Here is a 20,889-nt window from a genome sequence, read left to right as displayed (position 1 = left end):
CACCGTTCGCCGTGCGCCACTGCTCAGCGTGCGCGCGATCGCGAGCGAGCCGGTGCCGCCGCGGGCGAAGGCGCGGGCTTGCCGCCCGACCCCGCGATCAGCTCATCGATCGCCGCATCGTCGAAGTAGGGCCCGCGCGGCGCAGGCCTCTCTTCCACCGGGCGCGCGGCGGTGAGCCGCACGCTGGTGATCGACGGCGGGATCGCGTCGTCGAGATCGATCTCGTCGCTGCCGGCCTGGGTGCGCGTGACCACGCCCGACCCGCGCTCGAAGAGCATCCGCTCGAGCCGCTCGAGGAGCGGACCGAACGTGCTCGGATCGATCGCCGACACCGGCACCGCGTCGCGCGCGCGCACCATCGACGCCACCTCGGACGCCGGCAGCCGATCGGTCTTGTTGAGCACGAGCAGCGTCGGGACGTTCGAGAGCTCGAGCTGACCGAGCAGCTGTTCGGTCGTCTTGATGTGCTCGCCCAGCGCGGGGTCGCTCGCGTCGACCACGTGGAGCAGCAGGTCCGCGTCCTGCGCCTCCTCGAACGTCGCGCGGAACGCGGCGAAGAGGTCGACCGGCAGATCGCGGATGAAGCCCACGGTGTCGGTGATCACGACCTCGCGCTCCTCCGGGAACCGGATGCGGCGCGAGCGCGTGTCGAGCGTCGCGAAGAGCTTGTCCTCGACGATCGTCTCGCTCCCGGTGAGCGCGTTGAGCAGCGTGCTCTTGCCGGCGTTCGTGTAGCCGACGATCGACACGATCGGCACGTCGCGACGGTTGCGGCGCTGGCGACGATTGCGGCGCTGCACCGCGAGCTTCTCGAGCTCGCTCTGGAGGCGCGAGATGCGCTCGCGCGCACGACGCTTCCCGATCTCGAGCACGGTCTCGCCGGGCCCTCGCCCACCGATGCCGCCGGTGAGGCGCGAGAGCGAGTCGTCGTTCTGCCCGAGGCGCGGCAGCAGGTACTTCATCTGCGCGAGCTCGACCTGCAGCTTGCCGTCCCGGCTCTCCGCGCGCTGCGCGAAGATGTCGAGGATCAGCTGGCTGCGATCGATGACCTTGAGATCGATCGCCTTCGCGATCGCCGCGGCCTGCGCGGGACCGAGGTTGCGATCGAAGATCAGCACGCTCGCGTCGACCTGCATCGAGCGCTGCACGATCTCGTCGAGCTTGCCGCGACCCATGACGAACTTCGGATCGATGCGATCGCGGACCTGCAGGACCTGATCGACGACCTCGACGCCCGCCGTCCGCGCGAGCTCGGCGAGCTCGCGCAGCGACTCGTCGGCGCGCCACGCGTCGTGCTTCTCGCACACGTGGATCAGGATCGCGCGCCCGTCCTTCGCATCGACGAGGCGGGTGCGCGCGACCCGCGCGAACTCCTGCTCGAGCCCGGCGATCAGCGCTGCGGGATCGACCTGCACCAGCTCGCCGATCAGCGCCTGGTACGAGAGCGGCCCGATCGTGCGGTGCGGGGACTCGCTCGAGCCCGGCGCCACCGGCACGTTGTGCCCGTAGTGCACCGTCTCGGGCTCGCCGTTCTTCCCGACGTTGATCGCCGCGACGAGGTCGAGACGCAGGCGCGTGAGATCGACGAGATCGTCGCGCGTGAGCCCCTCGGGCGTGAGGTGGGTGTGGATGAGACGCAGCCCGCGGAACCGGCCCTGCGCAGCGCGCACGCGCCCGACGTCGGGCAGCATGAGCTGCCTCGAGTCACCCACCACGACGAACTGCACGTGCCCGCTGCGATCGGCGATCACTCCGACCTGACGCCCGGTCGACGCGGAGATCTCCGCCATCGAGCGTGCGAGCTCGGGAGTGAGGAGCCGATCGAAGGGGACGCGTCGCCGATAGAGGCGCTCGAGCGCGTGAAGGTCGGAGGGGCTGAGACCGTTCGTGTTCCCGTGGATCGTCAACTCGGAGCCTCACACTAATGGGCTCGGATCCCGACGTAAAGGGGAGTCCGCCCAACGTGCTGGTGGGAAACCTGGTCCCCGGAGCAAGGATCGACCAGGTGGTGAGTGGTCCCCTCGACTGGATTCGAACCAGTGGCAGGTCGGTTAAGAGCCGACTGTTCTACCGCTGAACTACGAGGAGAGAGCCCTCTGGGGCTGGGCTCGAACCAGCGACGACTCGGGTCAGAGCCGAGCGTTCCACCGCTGAACTACCCAGAGGATGTGGATCGATCGCGATCGCGATCTACGAGGAAGTGAGTGGCTCCCGGAGCTGGATTCCAACCAGCGACGAGTCGGTTAACGAGCCGACCGTTCCAGCGCAGAACTTCCCGGGAACAGAGCGTGGTGCTCCGCGATCGTCACGTTCGTCACGATCGCGGAGCCCACGATGGTCAGGCGCCGAGCGGGCGAAGACGCTCGACCTGGCCGCTGAACCAACCGGCGCGTCGCAGCATCAGCGCGAGCCCCGGATGGCCGACGGTCACGCCGTGCACGAGCTCGGGCGTGGGCCGGAACGGCACCGGCTCGCCCTTCGGACGGGGCGCGATCCAACCCTTCGCGATCGGGTCGACACCCACGGCGCGGCACGTCTCCTCGACGTCGGCGCGCGTGCACCATTCCTCGCCGCCGATGACCTCCCACGGCGGCGGGAGCGCGGCCCACACTGCCGTGTCGGGCTCGAGCCTACCGCCGCTCGCGCGATGCCAGTACGCGACGTCGGCCGCCATGAGACGGAGCACCTTCCCGACGCACATGGCGTCGAGCACGTCCTCCATCCCGAGCACGTGGAGCAGCGCGATCCAGCCGTCGCGCGCCTTGTTCCAGGCGCCCGCGAGCTGGTTCCACGTCGAGCTGTCGTCTCCGCGCTTCACGATCATCGTGTCGCGGCGGAAGCGGGACTTCTCCCACGTCACGCGGAGCAGCTCGGCGGTCTCGGTGAGCACGCCGTGCCACGCCGCGAGCAGCGCGAGCTTGTCCTCGTCGTGCACGCGCACGAGCACCTCGGGCCGCGGGAGCACGTGCGCGACGACCAGCCAGTCGGTGTCGCGATCGCGCTCGCAGCGCGCGAACAGCATCGCGCTGATGTCGTCGAACGCGCGCTGCTGCGGGCCGTTGGTGAACTCGCTCCGCAGCGTCGCGCGCGACGCGTAGTACGCGACGAAGCACGCCGTGCTCTCGTTCGCGAGGAAGCGATCGCGCGGGACGCGCGAGGCCAGCGACGACTTGCCGATCATCGTGAGCTCGACCTGACGTCGCACTCGCACGAGGCTCGCGAGCCGCTGCTCCATGCGGCGGAGCAGGCGGAACTTCCGGTTGTACTTGCGGCGCGAGAGCTCGAGGCCCTCGGCGCGACGGCCGCGACGATCGAGGCGATCGCGCTTCCAGTCGACCTCGCCGAACGACGCGCGGATCTCGGGCGCGACGTGGCGCAGGAAGGCCTCGACCTTCTCGGGATCACCGCACTCGTCGTGGGTGATCGCGAACGACGAGGCGCTCGCGAAGAGCTGCTTGGCGCGATCGACCTTCGCGGTGATCGCATCGGCGCGGCGGAAGTCGGCGAGCATGGAGCTGAAGCCCCACGCGTTGCGGCGCAGCGAGCCGCGCGCGGCGGTCTCGAGGGCGACGCGCTCGCGCGCGTTCAGGCGACCATCGAGCAGCTCGAGGATCAGCTCGGCGACGTCCTCGGGGCGCGGGCGCCGCGAGAGGCCGTCGTACAAGCGAGCGAGGATGTCGGTGGAGCGCATGGTCGTTCCCTCGGTGCAGGGCGCGGCGACCTGAGCAGCGCGCGTGCCACGAGACGAACGGCGCAGATCGCACGGATCCTTGCCGAATTGCGGCGCTCTGACGTATCCGGACGGCGAATCGACGCGCCGTACGGATAAACGTGCTCAGCCGATCACGGAGTCGTCGAGGTCGACGCTGATCGGGCAATGATCGCTGCCCGGCACGTGCGCGTGGATCGCGGCATTGCGCAGGTAGGGGAGCGCGCCGGGCGAGGCGAGCACGAGGTCGATGCGCCACCCGATGTTGCGCTCGCGCACCCCGAAGCGCTGGCTCCACCACGTGTAGTGACCGGGGCCCTTCTCGAACTCGCGGAACGTGTCGACCCAGCCGGTCTCGAGCCAGCGCACGAGCTCGCGCCGCTCCTCGGGGAGGAAACCGCTCGTCTTGTGGTTGTCCTTGGGGCGCGCGAGATCGATCTCGTGGGGCGCGGTGTTGAAGTCGCCCATCACGAGGATCGGCAGCCCCTCCTGCTTGTACGGCTCGAGCAGCTTGTGGAGGCGGCGATAGAAGCGGAGCTTGAACGGCACGCGCGAGTTGTCGCGCTCCTGCCCGCTGCCGTTGGGGAAGTAGACGTTCGCGATTCGCAGGCGTCCGACGCGCGCGAGCTGCAGGCGGCCTTCGATGTCGAACGTCTTCACGCCGAGCGAGCTCTCGACTCCGTCGATCGCGAGCTTCGAGAGCAGCCCGACGCCGCTGTACCCGGCGCGCTCGGCGCACACGAAGTGCCCGTGCCAGCCCGGCAGCTCGCGGATGCCGTCGGGGACCTGCTCGGGACGACATCGCGTCTCCTGCAGGCCGACCAGATCCGAGCCGGACGCGGCGAGCCAGTCCGAGAAGCCCTTGCCTGCGATCGAGCGCAGGCCGTTCACGTTCCACGACGAGACGCGCATTCGAGAGGGCGCGTGATCTAACGTCGATCACGCGCCCCGTCGATCACTCCAGCGCGCCGCCCTGGATCCAGCGGGCGATCAGCGAGATCTGGGCCTCGTCGAGCGGCGCGACCATGCCGCGCGGCATGCGGCTGCCGCAGAGATCGACGTTCGCGACCTTGCGCCAGAGCAGGCTGCGCGCGGAGTCACCGGGGACGACGAGCGTGTTCACGCCCGCGCCGCAACCGGCGGTCACGCCGACCATCGCGGCGTAGGCGAGCGCCTGCGTCGAGAGATCGAGGCGCCCGCTACGCGGCGTGTTCGTGAGGTGGCAGGGGCCGCAGCGCGCCGCGATCACGCCCGTGTAGACGTCGGTGAACGTGGGCGCGGTGCTGCAGCCCGCGGTCGTGTCGCAGTACGAGCCGGTGCCGCACGTCGTGTGCTGCTGCTGGTGCACGCAGCCCTCGAGCTGGTCGCAGCGATCCGCGGTGCACGCGACGCTGTCGTCGCAGCGATCGTTGTGCGTCTGGTAGACGCAGCCGAGCCCCACGTCGCAGCGCTCGCTGGTGCACTCGACGCCGTCGTCGCACGCGGCGTCGCTCAGCTCGACCACGCAGCGCCCCTCGACGCAGCGATCGATGGTGCACGTGTAGGAGTCGGTCTCGGGACACGGCATCGCTTCGTTGCACTGCTCGACGAACGCATCGACCATCGGCGCGTCGGGCATCGGCGCGTCGGACGGGATGCGCGCGTCGACCATCGGCGCGTCGATCGGCGTCTGCGCGTCGATCGGCACCTGCGCGTCGGGGCGTGCGCCCGCGTCCATGCGCCCGCCGTCGATCGCGATCGACGCGTCGGGCGGCGGAGGCGGCTCACCGCTCCAGTCGACGAGCTCCGACGACTCGATCGCGACGGGACGGCACCCGCCGTCGCCGCAGGTGCGATCGGCGCCGCACAGCTGCCCGATGCAGTCCTCCCAGAGATCCATGCGCAGCGCGACGGTGCGCCCGCGTACGAAGCTCACGCGCGCAGTGCGACGCAGGATCTCGACCTCGTCGCGCTCGCCGACGACCACGACGTCGAGCGTGCCCGAGCCCTGGCGCGACACGAGGCCGAGCGTGACCGGGCGCTCGGCGCCGCCACCGAGCTCGGCGAGGGCTTCCTGCGAGAGGCCTTGTTGATCGGTCGCGGTGATCCGGATCGCGTCGATGCCCTCGGGCACGTCGAGGTCGGTGTCGGTGACCACGACGATCTCCGTGAGGGGATCGGCCTCGCATGCCGCGATGGAGAGGAGCAGGAAGGGAAGGAGCGAGCGTCTCACCACGTGAGCACCCCCGGCATCGTGTTGCCCATCACGGGCTCGGGCGTCTGCGGCGACGTCAGCACGATCGCGGTCGCGGTGACCGCGCCGGCGACCACGACACCACCGACGATCGCGAGCGTGATCACGAGCGCGTCGTCACCACCGCCACCGCTCGAGCCACGATCGACGGGATCGCGCTCCGAGGTCTCGAGCGCCGCCTCGGGCACGCGCTCGCTCGACGACGCGCGCGCCGGCGCGACCGTGAGCGCCTCGCGCGGGACCACGCGCGCCGGGATGGTCAGCGCGACCTCGCGGCGCTCGGCCTCGCCGATCTCGATGCGCTCGTGCGCGACGTCCTCGCCGTCGCGCATCGCGCGGATCTCGTGCGCACCGGGATCGATCGGCACCGGGACGCCGACCATCGCCTCGGGCAGCTCGCGCTCGTCGATGTGCACACGAACGCCGCCGTGATCACCCTCGAGGCGCACCGTGAGGCGTCCGACGCGCGGTGCGATCTGGTCGCGCTGGCGCTCCGCGGACGCGCGCAGCTGCGGCGGGATCGAGGGATCGCGCAGCACGCGCTCGAGCAGCTCGGCGGCCTCGACGAGCTCGCCCTCGTGCGCGAGCGCGGCGGCGAGGTTGTACGCGATCGGCGCGGCGGGTCGTAACGCCTGCGCGCGCCGGAACCGATCGATCGCTTCGGCGTAGTCGCCGCGTCGAGCGAGGCCGACGCCTTCTTGGAACAACGCGCGCGCCGCGGCGCCGCGTGCAGGATCGGGATCCTGCGCGTGGGCCGCGGGCGCCAGGAGCAGCGTGGTGAGGAGTGTGAGGGTGGCGATGATCCGCATCAGAATCCCGGGTCGTCGAAGAACTCGCTCGACTCGTCGGTGCTGCTTTCGGCGCGCGGCGCGCGAGACGCGGCGGGTCGCGCAGGGAACGGTCGGCGCACGCGCGTGGGCGCAGGCTCGGCCGCGACGGGGACGCTCGGTGCTGCGACCGGTGCGGCTGCAGCGACGGGAGGCGCCTCGGGCGCGGGCGCCGGCGCGACGGGCACGGGCGCGGCGACGATGGGTGCCGCGGGCGGCGGTGCGGTCGCGACGGGCTCGGCCTGGCCGCGCGTCATCGCGAACATCGCGAGCGCGCCGAGCACGAGCGCGATCACGCCGGTCAGCGCGAGCGCGAGAGGACGCGTGCTCGACGGAGGAGGCACCGGCGGGAGCTCCGGCATCGTCGGCGTCGGAGGCGGCAGCACCGGCGCGGGCGGCGGGAGCTGGAGCGCGATGAGCTCCTGCTCGGGCGAGATGATCCACGCGACGACGTCGCGCGTCGTCTCGAGCTTCGGCGCGCGCCCGAAGTCGTCGCCGAGCAGACGCGCGACGACCTCCGCGATCTTCGCCGACGTGACCGCGGTCCGCGTCTCGGCGAGCGTGCGCTCGAGATCCTCCTGCATCACCGCCGCGCTGCGATACCGATCGCTCACGTCGCGCGCGAGCGCGCGGCCGAGCACGCGCTGCAGCGCGGGCGGGATCGTCGAGGGCCACGGCGGCAGCGGCTCGCTGGTGATCGCGCGCATCGCGTCGAGGCTCTGCGCGCGCGCGAAGAGGCGCTGACCGGTGAGCAGCTCGTAGAGCACGATGCCGAGCGAGAACACGTCGGAGCGCGCGTCGAACGAGTGACCGAGGCACTGCTCGGGCGAGAGGTAGCCGGCCTTGCCGCGGATCGTGATGTGGCTGCTCTCGGCGATCTCCGTCGCGCGCTCCTTCGACGTCGACGCGACGCCGAAGTCGAGCAGCTTCACGGTGCCGTCGTACGCGACCATCACGTTGTGGGGCGAGACGTCCTGGTGGACGATCCCGAGCGCGCGTCCCTTGTCGTCGCGCGCGACGTGCGCCGAGTGCAGCGCCTCCGCGACGAGCGAGACGATCTTCACCGCGATCGGCGCGGACATCGGCTTGCCGGCGCGGCGCGCGCGCGTGCAGAGGTCGCGCAGCGTGACGCCCTCGACGAGCTCCATCGCGAGGAACGGATGGCCGCTCTCCATGCCGAACCGATACGTGTGGCAGACGTTCGGATGGCGGAGACCGAGCGCGGTCTTGCCCTCGCGCATGAACATCTCCTCGAAGTCGCGATCGGTCGCGAGCTGCGGCCGGATGACCTTGAGCGCAATCTGTCGGACGCTGCCGGCCTGACCGTGCTCGCGCGCGAGGAACACCTCGGCCATGCCGCCGACGGCGATGCGTCCGAGGATGTCGTAGCCCGCGAAGCGGCGAAGGACCGGAAGCTCCGCCGCGATCTCTGCTGTGCTGCGCGGAACGTCGAAGTCGACGTCGAGGACGGGCTCGCGAAGGCGTGGGCCCGATGCATCGTGATCGTGTTCGTGGTCGCCGTTCGCAACGGCTGATGCGGGGCGGGACATCGTGAGGTGAAAGTACCCGCGCTCCTGCGAGGCGTCCGTCGGGACGGATCCCGACACGGCGATCGGTCGAGCGAATTCGCGTCCGTGGATGTCGATCCACAGCGCGATCGAATCGTGTGCGCACAGCATGCATCGGAGCCTCTCGCTGGACGTCGGACCACCTCACGCGGCACGCTGCGCGCGACGATGCGCCTGCGCCTCGATCGACTCTCCGACGCGGTGAGGAGCCGTCGCACGCGCTCGCTGATCCTCCTCGCCGGATCGATCCCGCTCTGGCTCTTCGGCCTCGTGTCGTTCGGGATGATCGCGATGTGGGCCGTCGAGCCGACGCCGACGCGCGACTACGGCGCAGCGGGGTTCTGCGCGATGTTCGGCGGCATGATCCCGTGCCTCGGCGCGGCGGCGCTGCTCTTCGCGCGGCATCGCTACGATCAGGGCACGCGCGCGCTCCAGGCGATCTTCACCGAGGCGGGCTCGGACGGGCGCGTCGATCGCGCCGCGCTCGAGGCGCGCGGGTGGACGCGCGAGCGCGCCGATGCGGTGCTGCTCGACGCGCTCGCCCACGGGCTCTTGAGCGACGCGCCGAGCGGCAACACGCCGCCCGGGCCGATCGCCGCGCAGGCGCTCGCGCCGCTGCCGGGACCTCCGCCCTTCGCCTGGCCGCAGCCGCCGCCCTCTCCGTCTCCGATGCCCGATCCGGTCGCGGTCACGCGCGATGCGCGCCCGCGCGTGCCCGCACAGGGCAGCGTGATCACGGGGCGCGTGCTCAAGAGCACGTACCTCGTCGAAGAGCCGCTCGGACAAGGCGGGATGGGCGCGGTGTGGGCCGCGCGGCATCTGCGCACCGGGCGTCGCTACGCGGTGAAGACGCTGCTGCCGACCGAGCGCTTCTCGCGCGACGCGATCCTGCGCTTCGAGCGGGAGGCGCGTGCGGCGAGCGCGATCGGGCACGCGGGGATCGTCGCCGTGCACGACTTCGATCGCACCGACGACGGCCTCCACTATCTCGTGATGGATCTGCTGAGCGGCGAGACGCTCGAGACGCGCCTCGGTCGCAGCGGGCGGCTCGCCTGGAGCGACGCGCGCCGCGTCGCGATCGAGCTCGGCGACGCGCTCGCGGCCGCACATCGCGCGGGGATCCTCCATCGTGATCTGAAGCCCGCGAACGTCTTCCTCGCGCAGGTCGCAGGGCTCGGCGAGCGCGCCGTGCTCGTCGACTTCGGTCTCGCGAAGCCGATGGAGGAGAGCGCGGCGCAGCGCGTGACGAGCACCGGCGCGGTGGTCGGCACCGCCCTCTACATGTCGCCCGAGCAGGCGCGCGGCGCGCCGCTCGATGCGCGCAGCGACGTCTACGGCCTCGCGGCGGTGGTCTACGAGATGGTCACCGGCGTACCGCCCTTCCTCGGTCCGAACGCGCTCGCGGTGATGACGATGGTGATGGCCGAGCAGCCGGTGCCCCCGAGCGTGCTCGCGCGCGGGCTCCCGGTCGCGGTCGATCACGCGCTGCTGCGCGCGCTCGCGAAGCGTCCCGAGGAGCGACCGGGCGACGTCGCGTCGCTCGTCTCGGTGCTCGCGTCCATCACGTAGTCGTGTCCGCCGGGCCGCACGGCGCGTGTCCCCGCCGACGCGCGTGATCTCCATACGATCGCGCGATCCCGGAGATCCGCGGGCGTGGCACGTGCGCTGCTGTCCGCCGACGAGCGCGCACGTCGAGGTGCGCCGGGGAGGACACGATGGTGCGTTTCGATCGGCGGGCCCGCGCGGCCCGGCCGCGACGGACGATGCTGCTCGCGTGGACGGTCGGCAGCGTCGCGCTGCTGCTCGATGGCTGTCCGACGCCCGCGAGCAGCCCACGCGCGAGCACGACCGCGGCGAGCGCGACCGATGCGCACGAGCGCGATCACTTCGTGGCGATCGAGGGGCACACGCCGCGCGAGATCGATCACGAAGCGCTGATCCGCGACGCGCTCGCCGGCGTGCCCGAGGGCGACGACGGATCGATCGAGCATCGCGTGCCGGTGCGCCGCATCGCGCTCCCGCATCCACCGCGCGGCGGCAATGCGCGCTTCGACTGGGGTGGTGGACGTCGCGGATGGATCACCGCGCTGCCCAACGACGAGCTGCTCACGTCGGCGGCCTACGCGAACGGGCGCGTGTTCCTCGGCGGTGGGTTCGCGAGCCATCGCTTCTTCGCGCTCGATGCGTACGACGGAGAGCTCGCGTGGTCGGTCGCGGCGCCCGACGGTGGACCGAGCGCGGCGATCGTCGCGAACGATCGCGTCATCTTCAACACCGAGAGCTGCACGCTCTTCGTCGCCGACGCGGGCACCGGCGAGATCCGCTGGAGCCGCTGGCTCGGCGATCCACTGATGAGCCAGCCCGCCGCGGCCGACGGGCTCGTGGTCTCGGCGTATCCCGCGGACGGCGCGCATCGCTTCGGCGCGTTCCGCCTCGATGATGGAGAGCCGGTGTGGTCGACGCCGATCCCCGCCGACGTGATCCAGGCGCCGCAGATCCTCGGCGACTCCGTGTACTTCGCGACGATGGACGGCAGCGCCTTCGAGCTCGCGCTGCGGACCGGCGAGGTCCGCTGGTCGCGCGACGTCGGCGCATCGAGCGCGGTGTGGGTCGATCGCAGCTCGGTGCTGCTCGCGCGCCGAGTCGGGGACCACGAGCAGATCGTCGTGCTCTCCGCGCGCGATGGTCGCGTCGTGCGCGAAGGAGATCGTTTCGAGGCGCCGTATCTCGCGGGCGAGAGCCGCGATCGCGCGCTGGTGCACGGACAAGCGGGCGCGTGGGGCAACGTCCCGCACGGCGACCACCTCGGGCTGCGCAACGTCGCGGCCGGCTGGGCGTTCCAGGGATCGACGCCGACCGTCGCGGACGGGCGCGCGTACTTCGCGATCGGCGATGCGATCCTCGCGCGCGCGATCGACACCGGCGACGAGGTGTGGCGCCGCACCTACGCGCGCGCCGAGGGCGCGCAGGCGCTGAGCCCGCCGGCGATCGTCGGATCGCTCCTCGTGTTCGGCACGGTCGACGGTCAGCTCGTCGCGACCGACGTCGACACCGGCATGACGATCTGGGCCTACGAGATCGGCGAGCCGATCGTGTTCCAGCCGATCGTCGCGCAGGGCTGGGTCTACGCGACCACCGCGCGCGGCAACGTGATCGGCCTCGAGGTCGGCGACGCGATGCTCGACGGCTGGCACATGTGGGGCGGCAACGAGCGCCACGCGGGACCGGTCGAGACCGCGGGCACCGTCGATCCCGCGCTGCTCGCGAGCCTCGAGCGACCGACGCGCGGCACGCTGCGCGCGGTCGCGCCCGCGGCGGCCGAGCCCGACGTCGACGGCGACGAGGGCGAGGTCGCGAGCGACGCGTCGCCCGCCGCGATCACCCCGCCGGCGCCGGAGCGCGATCTGCCGCTGCGTCGCACGTCGATCGACGCGCGCATCTCGGGGTTCGTCGCCGAGGTCGAGGTCACGCAGGAGTTCGTCAACGACGGCGATGCGCCGATCGAGGCGGTCTATCTCTTCCCGCTGCCCCTCGACGCGGCGGTGGACGCGATGGAGATGCACGTCGGCGAGCGCGTGATCCGCGGGCGCATCCAGGGTCGCTCGCAGGCACGCCGCACCTACGAGGAGGCGCGCGCGACCGGACGTCGCGCCGCATTGTTGGAGCAGCAACGACCCGATCTCTTCGCGCAGCGCGTCGCGAACCTCATGCCCGGCGATCGCATCGAGGTGCACCTGCGCTTCGTGCAGCCGCTGCCCTTCGAGTCGGGGCGCTACGAGCTCGCCTTCCCGCTCGCGGCGCCTCGCCGCTTCGATCCGAGCGATGCGAGCGCGGTCGCGCAGCAGCCGGAGGAGCCCGACGCGCGCGCGGTCTCGATGTCGCTCTCGATCGACGCGGGCATGCCGATCGGCGCGATCGAGTCGCCGACCCACGACGTCGTGATCGAGCGCGGCGCGCGTCCTTCGATCGCGAGCGTGCGGCTCGAGGGCGAGCAGGTCGCGAACCGCGACTTCGTGCTGCGCTACGGGCTCGGCGGCGATGCGCCGCGCGCGACCGTGCTCGCCCATCGCGGTGGTGAGGAGGGCTGGCTCACGCTGCTGGTGCAGCCGCCCGACGCGCCCGCCGAGGACACCATCGCGCCCCGCGATCTCGTGTTCGTCGTCGACGCGTCGAGCTCGATGCGCGGGCGTCCGAGCGAGCAGGCGCGCGCGCTGGTGCGTCGCGCGATCGGCGCGCTGCGCGACGGCGACACCGTCGACGTGATCGGGTTCGCGGATCGCGTGGTGCGGATGGGGGAGCACGCGGCGGGCGATGCCGACACGACCGCCCGCGCCGACGAGTTCCTCGCACAGCTGCGTGCGGTGGGCGCGACGCGGATGGTGCCCGCGATCGAAGAAGCGCTCGATCGCGCCAACGCCGCGAGCGCGCGCTCGGGCGGTCGCGTGCCGCTCGTGGTGCTCGTCACCGACGGATACATCGCGAACGAGGGCGAGGTGCTCCGCGCGATCGCGACGCACCTCGGATCCAGCCGCGTCTACGCGCTCGGTGTGGGCAGCTCGCCCAATCGTTTCCTGCTCGAGCGCAGCGCCGAGGTGGGCCGTGGTCGCGCGCTGATCACCACGCTCGGCGAGGACGCACAGCGCGCCGCCGAGCGCTTGCACGCGTGGATCGATCGCCCGGTGTTCACCGACGTCGAGATCGACTGGGGCGGGCTCGACGTGCACGACGCGTATCCGGCGCGCGTGCCCGATCTCTTCGCGGATCGCCCGCTCTTCGTGAACGCGCGCTTCGTGCGCGGCGGCCGCGCGACGGTGCGGGTGCGCGGCTCGGTGAACGGCCGGCGCTACGAGCGCGCGATCGACGTGACGCTCCCGGGCGAGCCCACACCCGACGGGCCGCACGCGTCGCAGGAGTCGCTCTGGGCGCGCGCCGCGATCGGCGATCGCGTGCGCCGGCTCGAGGTGCGCGACGACGAGGACCTCGTGCGCGAGGTGACCGAGCTCGGTCTCGCACACCACGTGGTCACGCCGTTCACGTCCTTCGTCGCGGTGGAGGAGACGCCTGCCGCGCCGGACGAGGCCGACGCCGAGGCCGAGGTGCGCGCGACGGTGAGCCCGGCGCGTGCGCTGCCGGGTGACCCCGAGATCCGCATCCCCGCGCCCGCCGACGCACGTGCGGTCACGGTGATCCTGCCCTTCGGCGAGACCATCGACGCGCGCTGGGAGCCCGCGATCGATCGCTGGACCGCGCGCTTCCTGATCCCGCGCGATGCGGGCGAAGGGACCTTCCCGATCGAGATCCTCGTGACGCACGCCGATGGCGAGGCCGAGCAGCTGCGCGTCTTCTACACGGTGGACGCGAGCGCGCCCGAGGTCGCGATCGAGATCGACGGAGACGCGCGCCCGGGCGCGACGATCACGGTGCGCGCTCGGCAGGTGATCACCGAGGCCGATCTCGCGCAGGTGGGGCGTCGGGAGATCGATCCGCAGCGCGCGCAGCTCCTCGCGGACGTGCGTCGCGTCGAGGTGCGCGCGCCGGGCGGCGAGCCGGTCTCGCTCGAGCTCACCGGGCCGAGCACCTGGGAAGGCACGCTGCGCGTGCCCGACGACGCCGAGGGCACGATGGCGCTCGAGGTGGTGGTCGCGGATCTCGCGGCGAACGTGTCGACGCGGCGCGTGCCGGTGGAGATCGCGCGATGAGAGCGCTGATCGTGATCGGAGTGCTCGCGCTCGCGTCGGCTGCGCGCGCACAGCCGCGGCTCGAGGTGCTCGAGACGATCGGCGCGACCGGCGACGTGCACGACGTCGAGGTGATGCCCGACGGGCGCGTGCTCGCGGCGACCTCCGGCGGGCTCGTGGTGATCGAAGGCGAGCGCGTCACGCGCACGCTGACGAGCGCGGACGGTCTGCCGGGCACGCGCCTCCGCGCGCTCGACGTGATCGACGGCGCGGTGTGGGCTGCGTCGATCGAGGGCGTCGCCGAGCTCGACGGCACCCTGCGCGTGACGCGCACGTTCGCGATCGCGCGCGCACGCCGCGTGCTGCGCGCGCACGGCGCGATCTGGATCGCGACCTACGGCGAGGGCCTCTTCCGAGTGCGCGACGGCGCGCCCGAGGCGGTGTCGCTGGGCAGCGATCCCACCTACGCGCGGCAGACCGACGCGCTCGCGCGACCCGACGGGCTGTGGATCGCGACCGCAGGGCGCGGCGTGGTGCGCCTCGATGCGAGCGGCGCGATCCGCGGGCGTATCCGCCACGCGCAGGGGTTATCCCACGATCTCGTGTGGGATCTCGAGACGCACGGCGACGACGTGCTCGTCGCGACGCTCGGTGGCGTGTCGCGGGTCGCCGGCGACGGAACGATCGCGGCGCGCGCCGACGAGACACGCGCCGCCGAGCGGCTCGCGGTGCGCGACGTGCGCGCGATCCATCGCACGTGGGTCGCGAGCTGGGGCGGTGGCGTCGCGCAGCTCGAGGGCACGCGCGTGCGATCGATCCGCGGCGTGTCGGCGCGCGCCCGCGCGCTCGCCGTGCAGGGCGACGTCGTGTGGGTCGCCGACGACGGGGGCCTCGTGCGCGTCGAGCACGGCACTGCGCGGCGGGTGCTCGGCGGAGGGCTGCCCAGCGCCGATCTCACGGCGCTCGCGCGCTACGACGGCGCGATCTGGATCGGCACGTTCGACCGCGGGCTCGCACGGATGGACGCGAGCGGCCGCATCGAAGCAGTGCGCATCGCGCTCGATCGCTGGCACGTCGATCCGCGGGTGAACGATCTCGCGGTGACGCGCGGCGCCGAGGGCGCGCGCCTGTGGATCGCGACCGATCGCGGCGTCTTCGTGCACGACGGCCGTCGTTTCGCGCCGATCGACGATCCGAACGGCCCCGGCGATCAGCACGTGACCGCGCTGCACGTCGATCGCCGCGGCGCGCTCTGGGCCACGACGTCGCGCGTGCTCGCGCGGCGCGAGGGGGATCGCTGGCAGCGCTGGAGCGGCGACGACTCGATGCCGGTCGCGCAGCTGCACGCGGTCACGACCGACGCGCGCGGCAACGTATGGGTCGGCAGCCTGCACGGCCTCCTGCGCTTCGACCCCGCGACCGGTCGCTTCGCGCGCGAGTCGGTCGCGACGGGCGCGCTGCCGGTGGACTGGGTGACCGCGGTCGCGCCGTGGCGCGGCGGGCTCCTCGCGGGCACCTACCACGGCGGGCTCGTCACCCACACGAGCGGGCGCTTCGTGATCGAGCGCGAGGGCGCGACGCTGCCCTGCGGGTGGATCAACCCGCACGCGATCGAGACGCGCGCCGAGCGCGCGTGGGTGGGCACGCTCGAGGGCGGGCTGCTCGTCGGTGAGCCCGGCGCGTGGTCGCGCATCGGGCGCAGCGAAGGCATGCCGGGCGACGACGTGACCGACGTGCTCGCGATCGACGAGCACGAGGCGTGGATCGCGACGCGCGCGGGGCTCGCGCGGGTGCGTGTCGCGGAGTGATCAATCGCGGACGATCGGAACCTGCGCGTCGAGGAGGTAGCCCTGTTCGACGGTCTTCACGACGTCGCGCAGACCCATCTTGCGCAGCGTGGAGATCGCGACGCGCACGCGGTGGGCGCCCGCGTCGGCGCGCATCTTCTCGCCGGGCCAGCCCGCTTCGATCAGCGCGTCCCACGCGAGCGCGCGCCCCGGGGCGCTCGCGTGCTCGTCCGCCAGGCGGTCGAGGATGCGACGCAGCGGCTTCCGCTTCGCGAGCTCGACGCGCTCCCCGCCTCCCACGCGGAACCACGAGCCCGCGTCGCCGACCCGCACGGCGTCGGCGCGCTCCTGGACCTGCGGCCGTGCGCTCGATGCACGGAGCCGCGCGATCAACGTCAGCGCGAGCGACGGCGGTGCGCCTTCGAGCTTGCTCGCTTCGATTGCGTCGACCAGCGCCACCACCGACGCGTCGGCCGCGCTCGCGCTCCGCCCTCGCGCCACGACGAACAGCGCACGCCCCGCTGCGTCCCGCCCCGCCAGTGCCTCGATGCGCGCGAGCACGCACGTGAAGAACGCGTCGAGCGCGGGGTCGCCGCCCTCCAGCGCAGCGCGCGCGCCCTGCACGAGGAGCCGCGCTTCCGCGCGATCGCCGCGCTCGGCGTGGACCATCCCCAGCGCCCCACCGACGATCGCCTCGAGCGTGACGAACCCTCCGGCCGCGAGATCCGCGATTGCCTCGCGGTATGCGCCGGCCGCGTCATCGAGCCGACCTTCGACGTGATCGGCCACGCCGCCGAGGGCCCTCGCGATCGCGAGGCCGCGTCGATCGTGCAGCGCGCCCGCGAGCTCACGCGCCACCGCGAGGTGCGCGCGAGCGTCGTCGGCGCGTCCGTCCGAGAGCTCCACCAGCGCGAGCCTCCGGCGGATCGCCGCCTCGATCAGCGCCGATCGCATCCCGCGCGCTCGCGCACGCTCGAGCGCGTCCCGCGCCGCATCGCGATCACCACGCGCCCACGCGAGCTCCGCGCGCGCGATCCATCCCCGCGCCTCGCCGCCCGGATCGCCGCTCTCGATCGCGATCGCGCGTTCGATCGCGGCCGATGCGCGCTCGAGATCGCCGCGCTGCGACGCGATGCGCGAGACCGCGAGCAGCGCGCGTGCCTCGACGGCTGCATCGCCGGTGTGATGCGCGAGCACCAGCGCCTCGCCGAGATCGCGCTCTGCGCCCGCGACGTCGCCGCGCTGCCTCCGCAGCGCGCCACGCACGAGCAGGCCTCGCGCCTGAAGCCGGGGATCCGCGCCCGAGCCCGCGGTCACTTCGAGCGCACGCTCGAGATGGCGCGCGTAGAGCTCGAGCGGTCCGCGCACCGAGAGCACCGGCACCAGCGCGACGAGCGCGCGCAGCGCGAGCTCCGCGATCCGCGCGCTCACCGTGCCGCGCCCCAGGATGCGCTCGACCACCGCGAGGAGGTTCTCGCGCTCCAGCGCGAGCCACGCGCGTGCTTCGTCTCCGTCGCGCGTCTCCACGCTCGCCGCCCATCGCTCCGCCTGCTCGACGAAGTGCTTCGCGTGCCGCGCCTCGAGCTCCCGCGCGCCCTCCCCCACGCCGCGCGTCGCGTACGCGCGCACGCTCTCGTAGAGCGAGAGCCGCAGCTCGCCGCGCTCGATCGACTGCGCGCGGATCATCGACTTCGCGCGCAGCGCGGCGATCACGTCGATCACCGGCACGCTCGTCGCCACGACTGCTTCCACCGCGTCGAGCCCGAAGCCGCCGCGGAACACCGTGCACTGCGCGAGCACCTCGCGCTCCCACGGCTCGAGGATCTCCCACGACCACGCGAGCGAGGCCTCGAGCGCGCCGTGGCGCCCTCGCCCTCCCGGACGTCGCAGCACGTCGAAGCGGCTCCGCAGTCGATGCAGCAGCGCGGCCGGGCCCATCACCGCGAGGCGCGCCGCCGCGAGCTCGATCGCGAGCGGCACCCGATCGAGCTCGCGCACGATCTCCGCGATCACCTTCCGCTCGTCGTCGCTCGGTGCGTAGCCGTGCCGCTGTGCGCCCGCGGCGGCGACGAAGAGCGCGATCGCATCGTCGTCGGTGGCGATCGGACCGACCTCGTACGCGATCTCGCCGGGGATCTGCAGCCGCTCGCGCGAGACCGCGAGCACCACGAGCTCGGGCGCGCACGCGAGCCACTCCGCGATGCGCGCCGCGGCGCCCGCGACCCGATCGAGCGGGTCGAGCACCAGCAGGACGGGCCCGCGCGCCGCGATCGCGCGCGCGGGCCACGACGGGTCGCGAGGGCTTCCTCCAGGCCCCGCGTCGAGCGCGGCCGCGACCGCGTCCGAGAGCGCCTCGACGGTGGTCGCCTCGTCGAGATCGCAGCGCACGACGTCCGATTCACCGGCCCCGATGCACCGAGCGAGCGCGCTCTTCCCGATGCCGCCGAGCCCCGTGAGCGTCACCAGGCGCTCGCCGCTCGCGAGCAGCGCCTCGAGCTCGGCGAGCTCGCGCGCGCGTCCCACGAGGGAGTGATCCGAGGGCGACATGCGACCGGCAGTGTACGGCCCGCGCTCGCGGATCTTCGCCCTCGGCCTTGACACTAACGCCGTTAGCTAACACCGTTAGCACATGACCACGACGCACCACGCAGAGCGCCCCGAGGGCCGCATCGCCTACGACGACCAGGGCCCCTCCACCGCTCCCGCCGTCCTCTGCCTGCCCTCGCTCGGCGACACGCGTGCCCAGTACCGCGCGCTCGCGCCGCAATTGCTCGAGCGCGGCGCGCGCGTGCTCACCGCGGATCTCCGCGGACACGGCGAGAGCGACGCGACCTTCACCCGCCACGACGTGCACGATCTCGCGGAGGACGTGATCGCGGTGCTCGACGCCGCGCGCGTCGAGCGCGCGGTGATCGCGGGCAGCTCGATCTCCGGCGCCGCCGCGCTCCTCGCCGCGGCGCGGCACCCCGAGCGCATCTCCGGCCTGCTCCTGCTCGGCCCGGTCGCGCGCGACCTGCCGCTCGGTCGCATCCTGCGCCCGCTCTGGCGCCCGCTCTTCGGTGCGCCGTGGGGCCCGACGCTCTGGGGCGCGTACTACCGCTCGCTCTTCAAGCGCCACGTGCCGAGCGACCTCGATGCGCACCTCGCGACGGTGCGCACGATGCTGCGCGACCGCACGCGCCGTCACGCGCTCGTCGAGCTGCTCCGCACCGATCGCCGCGAGGTCGAGCAGTCGATGGGCGCGGTGCGCGCGCCCGTCGCGATCGTGATGGGCAGCGCCGATCCCGACTTCCCCGATCCCCGCGCCGAGGTCGTCGCGCTCGAGCGCGCGCTCACCGGCACCCGGGCACGCAGCACCGTGCTCGAGGGCATCGGGCACTACCCGCACCTCGAAGATGCCGACGCGGTGATCGCCGCGTATCGCGCGCTGACCGAGAGCCCGTCGCGCACGGTCGAGGGCGTCGCGTCGTGAAGTCGTCGCGCACCGACGAGGTCGTCGACGTCGCGCTCGCGCTCGTCGACGCCGAAGGCGAAGAAGGGCTCGGCTGGAATCGCGTCGCGCGCGCGCTCGGCGTGAAGCCGCCGTCCCTCTACAACCACGTCGAGAGCGGCGCCGATCTGCGGCGGCGCGTCGCGATCCGCGGCTGGGAGCGCTGGGAGGACGAGGCGCGACGCGCGATCACCCGAGCGCGTGGGCCGCAGGCGCGGCTGCGCGCGCTCGCGACGAGCTATCGCACCTTCGCGCGCGAGCACGCTGCGCTCTTCGCGGTGCTCGGGAGCACGCGCATCGCGCCCGACGATGCCGACTTCCGCCCGGTCGCGACGCGCCTGCTCGCGCTCTTCGACGAGCCGCTCGCGGAGATCGGCATCCCGGCCGCGAAGCGCGTGCACGCGATCCGCGCGGTGCGCTCGATGGTGCACGGGTTCGTGCACCTCGAGGCCGCGGGGCAGCTCGCGATGGACACCTCGGTCGACGCGTCGTTTCGCTACGCGATCGAGCTGATCGTCGACGGTCTCACGACGACGCAGGAGTGAGCGCGCGCTCGATCTCCGCGCCACCCGCCGCCTCGATCCGCGCGAGCACGTCGGGCGCAGGGCGCGGCACGCGCGGCAGCGCATCGACCCGCCTCGCCGCCGCCTCGAGCCGCGCCGCGAAGGCGTCGTCGTGCTCGGCGCGCGCCACCAGCGCCGCGTGCGCTTCGATCACCCGCTCCGGCGTCGCACACACCAGGAGCGCGTCGCACCCCGCGTCGATCGCGCGCACCGCGGAGTCCGCGACGCCCCAGCGATCGGCGACCGCCTTCATCTCGAGATCGTCGCTGATGATCACTCCGTCGTAGCCGAGCTCACCGCGGAGCACGCCCTCGATCACCGCGCGCGAGAGCGTCGCCGGCACGCCGGGATCGATCGCGTCGAACACGACGTGCGCCGTCATGATCGTCGGCACCTTCGCGCGCGCCGCGCGGAAGGGCGCGAGCTCCACGCGATCGAGCCGCGCGCGATCGTGCGCGATGCGCGGCAGCGCGAGGTGGCTGTCGAGATCGGTGTCTCCGTGCCCCGGGAAGTGCTTGCCACACGCGAGCACGCCCGCGTCGCCGAGCCCCTCCGCGAACGCCAGCGCGTGGCGGATCACGACGTCGGGATCGCGCCCGAACGAGCGATCGCCGATCACCGGGTTCGCGGGGTTCGTGTCGACGTCGAGCACCGGCGCGAAGTCGACGCCGATTCCGAGCGCGCGCAGCTGCGTCCCGAGCACGCGCGCCGCACGCCGCGTGAGCGCCTCGTCGTCCCTCGTCCCGAGCACGCGCATCGGCGGCAGCTTCACGAAGGGCGCGCCGAGCCGCGCGACGCGGCCTCCTTCTTGATCGATCGACACGAGCGGCGCGTGCCCGGCGCCGAACGCGTCGTGCACCCCGTCGATCACTGCCGCGATCTCCTCGATCGTCCCCAGGTTCCGCTTGAAGAGGATCACGCCCCCGAGCGCGCCCTCCGCGGCGAGCGCCGCGATCGGCGCCGGAAGCGCGCGCCCCGGGAACCCCACGATCAACACTCGCCCTGCTGCTCTCCGGATCGCGTCGTTCGTCACG

General features: G+C 72.9%; 13 protein-coding genes and 3 tRNA genes. 5 read left to right on the top strand and 11 right to left on the bottom strand.

What is annotated here, in order from left to right; translation table 11 throughout:
- Positions 1 to 23: 23 nt before the first annotated feature.
- From hflX to I5071_RS01460, 9 genes are all read right to left on the bottom strand, one after another.
- Positions 24 to 1,790, bottom strand: coding sequence for a GTPase HflX (gene hflX / locus I5071_RS01500; RefSeq protein ID WP_236520071.1), 1,767 nt, complete (start codon positions 1,788 to 1,790; stop codon positions 24 to 26).
- Between the two features lie 223 nt (positions 1,791 to 2,013).
- Positions 2,014 to 2,088: transfer RNA gene (locus I5071_RS01495), tRNA-Lys, on the bottom strand.
- 5 nt (positions 2,089 to 2,093) lie between these two features.
- Positions 2,094 to 2,165: transfer RNA gene (locus I5071_RS01490), tRNA-Gln, on the bottom strand.
- A gap of 40 nt (positions 2,166 to 2,205) precedes the next feature.
- A tRNA-Thr gene (locus tag I5071_RS01485) sits at positions 2,206 to 2,281 on the bottom strand.
- A 57-nt stretch (positions 2,282 to 2,338) separates the two neighbouring features.
- Positions 2,339 to 3,691: a hypothetical protein gene (locus I5071_RS01480; RefSeq protein ID WP_236520070.1), complete on the bottom strand. Its 1,353-nt coding sequence runs from the start codon at positions 3,689 to 3,691 to the stop codon at positions 2,339 to 2,341.
- Between the two features lie 144 nt (positions 3,692 to 3,835).
- Complete coding sequence (locus I5071_RS01475) at positions 3,836 to 4,621, bottom strand: exodeoxyribonuclease III (protein WP_236520069.1); 786 nt, start codon at positions 4,619 to 4,621, stop codon at positions 3,836 to 3,838.
- A 43-nt stretch (positions 4,622 to 4,664) separates the two neighbouring features.
- The gene (locus I5071_RS01470; protein WP_236520068.1) at positions 4,665 to 5,921 is read right to left on the bottom strand and encodes a hypothetical protein; all 1,257 of its coding nucleotides are present in this window, start codon (positions 5,919 to 5,921) and stop codon (positions 4,665 to 4,667) included.
- Complete coding sequence (locus I5071_RS01465) at positions 5,918 to 6,751, bottom strand: tetratricopeptide repeat protein (RefSeq protein WP_236520067.1); 834 nt, start codon at positions 6,749 to 6,751, stop codon at positions 5,918 to 5,920. Before I5071_RS01465 ends, I5071_RS01470 begins: the two co-directional genes overlap by 4 nt.
- A complete protein-coding gene (locus I5071_RS01460) occupies positions 6,751 to 8,448 on the bottom strand; it encodes a serine/threonine protein kinase (RefSeq protein WP_236520066.1) in 1,698 nt (565 codons plus the stop codon). Before I5071_RS01460 ends, I5071_RS01465 begins: the two co-directional genes overlap by 1 nt.
- Before the next feature lie 57 nt (positions 8,449 to 8,505).
- On the opposite strand from I5071_RS01460, the gene I5071_RS01455 reads away from it, so the two are divergent.
- The 3 genes from I5071_RS01455 to I5071_RS01445 all read left to right on the top strand — a co-directional run bounded on the left by I5071_RS01455 (position 8,506) and on the right by I5071_RS01445 (position 15,823).
- Positions 8,506 to 9,906 carry a serine/threonine-protein kinase gene (locus I5071_RS01455; protein ID WP_236520065.1) on the top strand — a complete coding sequence of 467 codons (1,401 nt, stop codon included), beginning with the start codon at positions 8,506 to 8,508 and terminating at the stop codon, positions 9,904 to 9,906.
- 146 nt (positions 9,907 to 10,052) lie between these two features.
- On the top strand, positions 10,053 to 14,036 hold the full coding sequence (locus I5071_RS01450; RefSeq protein WP_236520064.1) for a VIT domain-containing protein: 3,984 nt from the start codon (positions 10,053 to 10,055) through the stop codon (positions 14,034 to 14,036).
- Positions 14,033 to 15,823 carry a ligand-binding sensor domain-containing protein gene (locus I5071_RS01445; RefSeq protein ID WP_236520063.1) on the top strand — a complete coding sequence of 597 codons (1,791 nt, stop codon included), beginning with the start codon at positions 14,033 to 14,035 and terminating at the stop codon, positions 15,821 to 15,823. The genes I5071_RS01450 and I5071_RS01445 overlap by 4 nt, the downstream gene beginning before the upstream one ends.
- Here the strand turns inward: I5071_RS01445 and I5071_RS01440 are convergent, their stop codons facing one another.
- On the bottom strand, positions 15,824 to 18,349 hold the full coding sequence (locus I5071_RS01440) for a hypothetical protein (protein ID WP_236520062.1): 2,526 nt from the start codon (positions 18,347 to 18,349) through the stop codon (positions 15,824 to 15,826).
- Between the two features lie 82 nt (positions 18,350 to 18,431).
- Here I5071_RS01440 and I5071_RS01435 point away from each other — a divergent pair, with 82 nt between their 5' ends.
- Both I5071_RS01435 and I5071_RS01430 read left to right on the top strand, forming a co-directional pair.
- Positions 18,432 to 19,274 (top strand): alpha/beta fold hydrolase, encoded by an 843-nt coding sequence (locus I5071_RS01435; protein ID WP_236520061.1) that lies wholly within the window; start codon positions 18,432 to 18,434, stop codon positions 19,272 to 19,274.
- Positions 19,271 to 19,837, top strand: a complete 567-nt coding sequence (locus I5071_RS01430; protein WP_236520060.1) for a TetR/AcrR family transcriptional regulator — start codon at positions 19,271 to 19,273, stop codon at positions 19,835 to 19,837. The genes I5071_RS01435 and I5071_RS01430 overlap by 4 nt, the downstream gene beginning before the upstream one ends.
- Here I5071_RS01430 and nagZ read toward each other — a convergent pair.
- Positions 19,818 to 20,888: a beta-N-acetylhexosaminidase gene (gene nagZ, locus I5071_RS01425; protein ID WP_236520059.1), complete on the bottom strand. Its 1,071-nt coding sequence runs from the start codon at positions 20,886 to 20,888 to the stop codon at positions 19,818 to 19,820. The two genes, I5071_RS01430 and nagZ, sit on opposite strands and share 20 nt — an antisense overlap.
- Position 20,889 lies beyond the last annotated feature (1 nt).

Source organism: Sandaracinus amylolyticus (assembly GCF_021631985.1).
Taxonomy (GTDB): Bacteria; Myxococcota_A; Polyangia; order Polyangiales; family Sandaracinaceae; genus Sandaracinus; species Sandaracinus amylolyticus_A.
Note: the sequence above shows the minus strand (reverse complement) of the source record. Positions and strands in the feature narration are given on the sequence as shown.

Excerpts from the sequence above, each read along its gene's own strand:
- hflX (WP_236520071.1), bottom strand. The coding sequence starts at position 1,790 with ATGGCGGAGATCTCCGCGTCGACCGGGCGTCAGGTCGGAGTGATCGCC.
- I5071_RS01480 (WP_236520070.1), bottom strand. The coding sequence starts at position 3,691 with ATGCGCTCCACCGACATCCTCGCTCGCTTGTACGACGGCCTCTCGCGG.
- I5071_RS01475 (WP_236520069.1), bottom strand. The coding sequence starts at position 4,621 with ATGCGCGTCTCGTCGTGGAACGTGAACGGCCTGCGCTCGATCGCAGGC.
- I5071_RS01465 (WP_236520067.1), bottom strand. The coding sequence starts at position 6,751 with ATGCGGATCATCGCCACCCTCACACTCCTCACCACGCTGCTCCTGGCG.
- I5071_RS01460 (WP_236520066.1), bottom strand. The coding sequence starts at position 8,448 with ATGCTGTGCGCACACGATTCGATCGCGCTGTGGATCGACATCCACGGA.
- I5071_RS01455 (WP_236520065.1), top strand. The coding sequence starts at position 8,506 with ATGCGCCTGCGCCTCGATCGACTCTCCGACGCGGTGAGGAGCCGTCGC.
- I5071_RS01450 (WP_236520064.1), top strand. The coding sequence starts at position 10,053 with ATGGTGCGTTTCGATCGGCGGGCCCGCGCGGCCCGGCCGCGACGGACG.
- I5071_RS01445 (WP_236520063.1), top strand. The coding sequence starts at position 14,033 with ATGAGAGCGCTGATCGTGATCGGAGTGCTCGCGCTCGCGTCGGCTGCG.
- I5071_RS01440 (WP_236520062.1), bottom strand. The coding sequence starts at position 18,349 with ATGTCGCCCTCGGATCACTCCCTCGTGGGACGCGCGCGCGAGCTCGCC.
- I5071_RS01435 (WP_236520061.1), top strand. The coding sequence starts at position 18,432 with ATGACCACGACGCACCACGCAGAGCGCCCCGAGGGCCGCATCGCCTAC.